Below are 7,552 nucleotides of genomic sequence, written 5' to 3' on the forward strand. Positions count from 1 at the left end.
AAGAACCATCGCGATTTGCCACAACGGTTGGGTAGAAAAGAGTGAGGGAGAAATGCCCATCTCCTGGCTAATATGCTGCAGATTTTGCAATTGTTCTTCGCTAATGCGCTCTTCCAGCGCCTCGCAGGCTGGCAAATTGGCAAAAGGCGTATCGCTGGTGGAAACATCCGCCTCGACGATCAGCGCATCGGCGTTTTTGAGCTTTTTGAGCAAACGGGTGGGCAGGGGTGCCATATCGTGACTCCCCATATGAATACTGCCAATCAGATGAAAATGGCGATTGCCGGGAAGAGAGATATCGATAGCAGGCCAGGTGTAATGATTACCGCGCAGCGCGGCCCAAAGCGTTTTTACCCGGTACAACAGATCCATACGACCTCCCTTTGTGAAATATCATGCTAGCGCGCGGGGAGGGATGGCGCAAATAGAGTTATGAGGCTTGTTCAGTGGTAGCTTAAATATGATCGAAAAATTGTTTTTGCTTTGAAACGAAAGACTGCACCGGTGTTGGTGGCGTCAAAATCGCCGAGGCGTTCCCTGAAGGCCGGGGCAGCCCACATGGATGTGGGCTGAGGGCGCGTTTTACAGGGATGTTACCTCGCGCCCGACCCGGTAGCCGCAAGGGATAAGCTGAGGGTACCGCGCAGCGGCGATTTTGTTCGCCAGAGCCCGGGGGTGCAGGGGGCGGCGGCGATTGGCCGCCCCCTGCGCGCTCCCTGCGCCAGTCACTTTATATGGCATGACTCATAAAAGGAGCGCAACAAGAACTGGATCTCACAAACGCATTAAGTAAATACCAATCACTCTTTCGGTTTAAACCGCAGCAATCGGTTGGCGTTACTCACTACGGTAATCGACGAGAGCGCCATTGCCGCTCCGGCAACTACCGGGTTAAGCAGTGTTCCAGTGAATGGCCACAAAATACCAGCGGCGACCGGAATACCGATACTGTTGTAGATAAACGCGCCGAGCAGGTTCTGCTTCATGTTGCGCAGCGTTGCACGGGAAATCGCGAGCGCATCCGCAACACCCATCAGGCTATGGCGCATCAGGGTAATCGCCGCGGTTTCAATGGCAACATCACTGCCGCCCCCCATCGCAATACCGACATCCGCCTGGGCCAGCGCTGGCGCGTCGTTAATGCCGTCGCCCACCATTGCCACCTGACGTCCTTCACTTTGCAGACGTTTGATCGCTTCGGCTTTACCGTCCGGCAGCACCCCGGCAATCACTTCATCAATTCCAGCTTCTTTGGCGATTGCTTTGGCGGTGGTTGGGTTATCCCCGGTCAACATCACCAGACGATATCCCGCTTTATGCAGACGTTGCAGCGCCGCCACGCTATCATTACGCAACGGATCGCGTACTGCCAGCAAGGCCACCGCTTTCCCGTCAACCGCCAGCAGCACAGGCGTTGCGCCTTGCGATGCCTGAGCTGAAATATCTGCTTCAATCGCTTTAGTATCGACTTGCTGGTCATTTAGCAACGCCTGATTACCCAGCAATAACGCATGACCTTCTGCTTCACCGCTCACGCCCAGCCCGCGCAATGTGCGGAAACCGTTGACCTGCGGTAGCTGCATATCGCCTGCTTTATCGAGGATCGCTCGTGCCAGCGGATGGCTGGAACCTTGCTCCAGCGCCGCCGCCAGACGCAATGCCTGCGCTTCATCAACATCAGCAAATGTTTTTACCGCGACAACCTGTGGCTTCCCTTCGGTCAGCGTCCCGGTTTTATCGAACACGACGGTATCAAGCGTACTGGCGCGTTGCAGTGCGTCGGCGTCCCGCACCAGCACACCAAACTCAGCCGCCCGCCCGACGCCGGAAATAATCGACATCGGCGTCGCCAGCCCCAGCGCACACGGACAGGCGATAATCAGCACCGTGGTGGCGATCACCAGGGTATAGACAATCTGCGGTGCCGGACCAAAGAAATACCAGATTGCCGCACTGATCAGCGCAATAACCACCACTACTGGCACAAATACGGCAGAGATTTTATCCGCCAGCTGGCCGATTTCTGGCTTGCTGCTCTGGGCCTGGCGTACCATACGAATAATCCGTGACAGCGTGGTATGGCTGCCAACCGCACTGGCACGAAACAGCACGCTACCGTCCTGAACCACTGTCCCGGCATGGACGCTATCGCCTTCGCCTTTTTGCTGCGGGATAGGTTCGCCCGTCAGCATCGCTTCATCCAGCCACGCTTCGCCTTGTGTAATTTCACCATCTACCGGCACGCGGTCGCCCGTCGTCAGGCGCAGTAGCATGCCTGGCTGAACTTCCGCCAGCGGCACGCTTTTTTCACCTTCGTCAGTAACCAGGCGCGCCGTTGGCGGCGTTAAATCGAGTAACTTCTCCAGCGCCTTTGAAGAACGCTGACGTGCGCGCGCTTCCAGCATATGACCGAGATTGATCAGACCGATAATCATCGCGCTGGCTTCGTAATAAAGATGTCGTGCTTCCATCGGGAACCACTGCGGCCACAGGTTGACGCTCATCGAATAGAGCCACGCCACGCCCGTACCCAGCGCCACCAGCGTATCCATCGTCGCCGCACCGTTGCGCAGGCTTTTCCATGCGCTACGGTAAAAATGTCCGCCCGCGAAAACCATCACCGCCAGCGTTATCAGGCCGATAGCCAGCCACAGGCTGCGGTTGTCGGCGGTAACCATCATGTTATCGCCGATCATCCCCCAGACCATCACCGGGATACCCACCGCCAGGGCGACAATCGCCTGCCAGCGGAAGCGCTTCATTGTAGCGATGGCGGTTTCTTGCTGGCGCTCACGACGTTTAGCGTCATCTTCAATTGCCTCTGCGCCGTAACCTGCTTTCTCCACCGCCTGGACTAAATCTTGTGGGGAGGCACTGCCCATCACCAGCGCAGTACGCTCCGCCAGGTTTACCCGTGCCTGGGTGACGCCCGGTACGCTTTGCAGCGCATTTTGTACGCGGGTGACACAGCTGGCGCAGCTCATGCCGCTCAGCAGCAACTGCTGGCTGTCATCGTCATCGGCGGTCGCTGCCGGAAGCTCATCAGAAACCGCTGTCAGTGCTTCCGACGGGATTGATGACTCCGCCAGCGGTTTAGCCTTTGGGTGGCTTACAGATGCGTCATAACCCGCTTGTTTGATGGTTTCGATCAGCTGTTCTGCACTGGCAGTGCCGGTAACGTGTGCTTCAGTGACTGACACATCCGCCTGCTCAACGTCCGGGCGCTGTTCGAGACTTTCTTTCACGCGTTTAACGCAGTGACCGCAGGACAGGCCGTCCAGGGTCAGGTCGATAGTTTGTGACATAACGTACTCCTTTAAGACAGTGTTGACTGACTGTGATAAAGGGTAAACCTTCCAGCAAGGGGAAGGTCAAGAAATTATTTATCAGCGAAATAAAAAGTCGGCAGAGATTAAAAAATTGGCGCAATTAGCATCAGAATTAGACATTTATCTCTTTGTTTTCCTTTATCTAAAGTACGGGTGCTAAGTTAAATCAGGATGCCTGAAAACTGGCATCGGGGTGAGGAAATACCTCCCGCATCTATAAAAAGGAGTTAACAAAAGATGTTAGATGCAAACAAACTACAACAAGCAGTGGATCAGGCGTACACCCAATTTCACTCACTTAGCGGCGGACAAAACGCCGACTACATCCCCTTTCTGGCGAATGTCCCCAGTCAACTGGCGAGCGTCGCTATCGTAACCTGCGATGGCAATATCTATAGTGCCGGTGACAGTGATTACCGCTTTGCGCTGGAATCCATCTCCAAAGTCTGTACGCTAGCCCTCGCGTTAGAAGATGTCGGCCCGCAGGCTGTACAGGATAAAATTGGCGCAGATCCCACCGGACTTCCCTTTAACTCGGTCATTGCCTTAGAACTTCATGGTGGCAAACCGTTATCACCGCTGGTTAATGCGGGGGCTATCGCCGCCGTCAGTCTGATTAAAGCCGAGAATGCAGAACAACGCTGGCAGCGAATTTTACATATTCAACAACAGCTTGCAGGAGAACAAGTCGCGCTCTCTGACGAAGTCAACCAGTCGGAACAAACAACCAACTTCCATAACCGCGCTATTGCCTGGCTGCTGTACTCCGCCGGATATCTGTATTGCGATGCGATGGAAGCCTGTGATGTCTACACTCGCCAATGTTCCACGCTCATCAATACCGTGGAACTGGCGACGCTTGGCGCGACGCTGGCGGCGGGCGGTGTTAATCCGCTAAGTCAAAAACGTATTCTGCAGGCCGACAACGTGCCATACATTCTGGCCGAAATGATGATGGAAGGGCTGTATGGTCGCTCCGGTGACTGGGCGTATCGCGTTGGTTTGCCAGGAAAAAGCGGCGTTGGCGGCGGCATTCTGGCGGTAGTACCTGGCGTGATGGGGATTGCCGCGTTCTCCCCGCCGCTGGATGAAGACGGTAATAGTGTTCGGGGTCAGAAAATGGTGGCATCTGTTGCTAACCAACTCGGCTATAACGTGTTTAAGGGCTGATCATGATGAACGCGGAAGGTGATAACGGTAACAAACCCCTCGGGCTATGGAACGTCGTTTCCATTGGCATCGGGGCAATGGTGGGGGCAGGGATCTTTGCCCTGCTGGGGCAGGCGGCGTTGTTAATGGAAGCCTCGACCTGGGTCGCTTTTGCCTTTGGCGGCATAGTGGCGATGTTTTCCGGTTATGCCTATGCGCGACTTGGGGCGAGTTATCCCAGTAATGGCGGGATTATTGACTTCTTTCGCCGGGGATTAGGGAACGGCGTCTTTTCACTGGCATTATCCTTGCTTTACCTGATGACGCTGGCGGTGAGTATTGCTATGGTTGCCCGCGCATTTGGTGCTTATGCCGTGCAGTTTCTGCATGAAGGCAGCCAGGATGAGCATCTTATTTTGCTGTACGCGCTGGCTATCATTGCGCTGATGACTCTCTTCAACTCTTTAAGCAACCACGCGGTAGGTCGACTGGAAGTTATCCTCGTTGGCATCAAAATGATGATCCTGTTGTTGTTGATCATTGCGGGTGTCTGGTCGCTACAACCTGCGCACATTTCTGTCTCCGCGCCCCCCACTTCCGGCGCGTTCTTCTCTTGTATCGGGATTACCTTCCTTGCCTACGCGGGCTTTGGCATGATGGCGAACGCGGCGGATAAAGTAAAAGATCCGGCGGTCATTATGCCACGGGCGTTTCTGGTGGCGATTGGCGTTACTACGCTGCTTTACATCGCACTAGCGCTGGTACTGCTTAGCGATGTTTCGGCATTAGAGTTAGAAAAATATGCCGATACCGCGGTAGCGCAGGCCGCTTCTCCGCTGCTCGGGCATGTGGGGTATGTGATTGTGGTGATCGGCGCTTTACTGGCGACGGCTTCAGCCATTAACGCTAACCTGTTCGCGGTATTTAATATCATGGACAACATGGGCAGCGAGCATGAACTGCCGAAGCTAATGAATAAATCCCTGTGGCGGCAGAGCACATGGGGCAACATCATCGTGGTGGTGTTGATCATGCTGATGACGGCGGCGTTGAATTTAGGCTCGCTCGCCAGCGTCGCCAGTGCCACTTTTTTGGTCTGTTACCTGGCGGTGTTTATGGTCGCTATCCGCCTGCGTCATGATATCCACGCCTCGTTGCCAATCCTCATCGTTGGCACGCTGGTTATGTTGTTGGTGATCATCGGTTTTATTTACAGCCTGTGGTCCCAGGGCAGCAGTGCGCTGATGTGGATTATAGGCGCACTATTACTAAGCCTTATTGTGGCAATGGTAATGAAACGGAATAAAACGGTATAAACCTTCTTGTGCGCAGTGCTTTCTGCACTGCGCTTTTATTTTTTATCCTTAATTTAATCCCTTGCTTATGCTTTTAATAAATAATTCACACCAAAAAGATATATAGACGATAAAACTGTGATTTCTATCACTTCTTATCGTGGATTATTCTTAACGAGGATGATGGTAAACTAAAAGTCGTAGTGTATTCTTAATAAATAACGTATAAGCTTTTTCACTGCATTTCTTTTAATGGGGGAAGTAAAAACAAAAGAGATGCACAAGTTATTACCCTTCTTAAATAAAATGATGCTGGTTATAAAGATCAGTTAAAATAATGACCTGGAAGGAAGTGACTTATCTATGGCGCGATTACAATTAAAAAACCGTAAAAATAAAGGTCTGATATTTTTAATCAGTTTTATTGTGATGGGTGGAGACGCGCTTGCTGCGCCATTACCGCAATGGGCCAATGCTCCTGCGGTTACGCCGGTTGCCAGTTTATCGTTACAGGAAAGCATATTGCGTGCCTTTGCGCGAAACCCCGACGTCACCCAACAGGCGGCGCAGATAGGTATTGGTGAAGCGCAAATCGATGAAGCCAAAAGCGCCTGGTATCCGCACATCGGTTTAACGGGTAATGCGGGGCCTTCCCGGCAAACGGACTCCAGCGGCAGGCTGGATAACAACGTTTCTTATGGCATAACCCTGACGCAGCTGGTGTATGACTTTGGTAAAACCAGTAACGATATCAAACTGCAAACTGCTGCTCGTGACAGCTACCGCTTTAAATTGATGGCAACCTTAACCGACGTAGCCGAAAAGACGGCGACGACCTATATGGAAGTCAGTCGTTATCAGGCTTTGTGCGACGCAGCGCAACGTAACATTCACTCTCTGGAAAACGTCTACAACATGGCCGCACTACGCGCCAACGCCGGGCTTAATTCATCATCCGATGAGTTACAGGCGCAAACGCGTATAGCGGGAATGCGCTCGACGCTGGAACAATATCAGGCACAGATGACAAGCGCCAAAGCACAGCTGGCGGTGCTCACAGGCGTACAGCCGGAGGCGATAGCTTCGCCGCCAGCCGCATTAGCCGAACAGCCAGTGTCGCTAAAAAATATCGACTATCAGTCCATCCCGCTGGTACTGGCGGCAGAAAACTTACGCCAGTCTGCCCAGTACGGCGTGGAGAAAACCAAATCGCAATACTGGCCTACGCTCAGTATTCAGGGCGGCAAAACGCGCTACCAGACCAGCGACCGCTCGTATTGGGATGATCAGTTACAACTGAACGTCAACGCGCCGCTGTATCAGGGCGGCGCGGTTTCAGCCCAGGTGCAACAGGCCGAAGGGCAACAAAAAATCTCTGCTTCGCAGGTTGAGCAGGCAAAACTGGACGTACTTCAACGAGCGTCGGTGGCGTATGCCAACTGGACTGGCGCACGGGGTCGTGAAGAGGCTGGGTTAGCGCAATCTGAAAGTGCGCACAAAACGAGAGATGTGTACCAAAATGAATATAAATTGGGTAAACGCAGCCTGAATGATCTATTAACCGTCGAGCAAGATGTCTTTCAGGCGCAATCGGCTGAAATAAATGCCAATTATGATGGCTGGGTCGCCGCAGTGAATTATGCCGCTGCGGTTAATAACCTTATTCCATTAGCGGGAATTAAACAGGGCTTATACAACGACTTACCCGACTTGAAATAATCCTGCCATTATTAATATCAGGTATGCATCGTTGTTGAGTGATTACCTTTGTCTTATTTA

General features: G+C 52.9%; 5 protein-coding genes. 3 read left to right on the top strand and 2 right to left on the bottom strand.

Annotated features, from left to right (window positions below; genetic code table 11):
* Together FEK42_RS16565 and copA are read right to left on the bottom strand one after the other, a co-directional pair.
* On the bottom strand, positions 1-372 hold a 372-nt coding region (locus FEK42_RS16565; RefSeq protein WP_171022638.1), incomplete at its 3' end, for a TraB/GumN family protein.
* A gap of 428 nt (positions 373-800) precedes the next feature.
* The gene (gene copA / locus FEK42_RS16570) at positions 801-3,305 is read right to left on the bottom strand and encodes a copper-exporting P-type ATPase CopA (protein ID WP_135492558.1); all 2,505 of its coding nucleotides are present in this window, start codon (positions 3,303-3,305) and stop codon (positions 801-803) included.
* 261 nt (positions 3,306-3,566) lie between these two features.
* Here copA and glsA point away from each other — a divergent pair, with 261 nt between their 5' ends.
* From glsA to FEK42_RS16585, 3 genes are all read left to right on the top strand, one after another.
* Positions 3,567-4,499 carry a glutaminase A gene (gene glsA / locus FEK42_RS16575; protein ID WP_130215511.1) on the top strand — a complete coding sequence of 311 codons (933 nt, stop codon included), beginning with the start codon at positions 3,567-3,569 and terminating at the stop codon, positions 4,497-4,499.
* A 2-nt stretch (positions 4,500-4,501) separates the two neighbouring features.
* Positions 4,502-5,794, top strand: coding sequence for an APC family permease (locus FEK42_RS16580; RefSeq protein WP_130206329.1), 1,293 nt, complete (start codon positions 4,502-4,504; stop codon positions 5,792-5,794).
* Between the two features lie 342 nt (positions 5,795-6,136).
* Entirely contained in the window at positions 6,137-7,492 is a 1,356-nt protein-coding gene (locus tag FEK42_RS16585; RefSeq protein WP_130215513.1) for a TolC family outer membrane protein, read from the top strand.
* The last annotated feature ends 60 nt before the right edge of the window (positions 7,493-7,552 follow it).

This window comes from Escherichia sp. E2748 (assembly GCF_005781125.1).
In the GTDB taxonomy this organism is placed as follows: Bacteria; Pseudomonadota; Gammaproteobacteria; order Enterobacterales; family Enterobacteriaceae; genus Escherichia.

Coding starts and splice junctions, on each gene's coding strand:
- copA (WP_135492558.1), bottom strand. CDS start 3,305: ATGTCACAAACTATCGACCTGACCCTGGACGGCCTGTCCTGCGGTCAC.
- glsA (WP_130215511.1), top strand. CDS start 3,567: ATGTTAGATGCAAACAAACTACAACAAGCAGTGGATCAGGCGTACACC.
- FEK42_RS16580 (WP_130206329.1), top strand. CDS start 4,502: ATGATGAACGCGGAAGGTGATAACGGTAACAAACCCCTCGGGCTATGG.
- FEK42_RS16585 (WP_130215513.1), top strand. CDS start 6,137: ATGGCGCGATTACAATTAAAAAACCGTAAAAATAAAGGTCTGATATTT.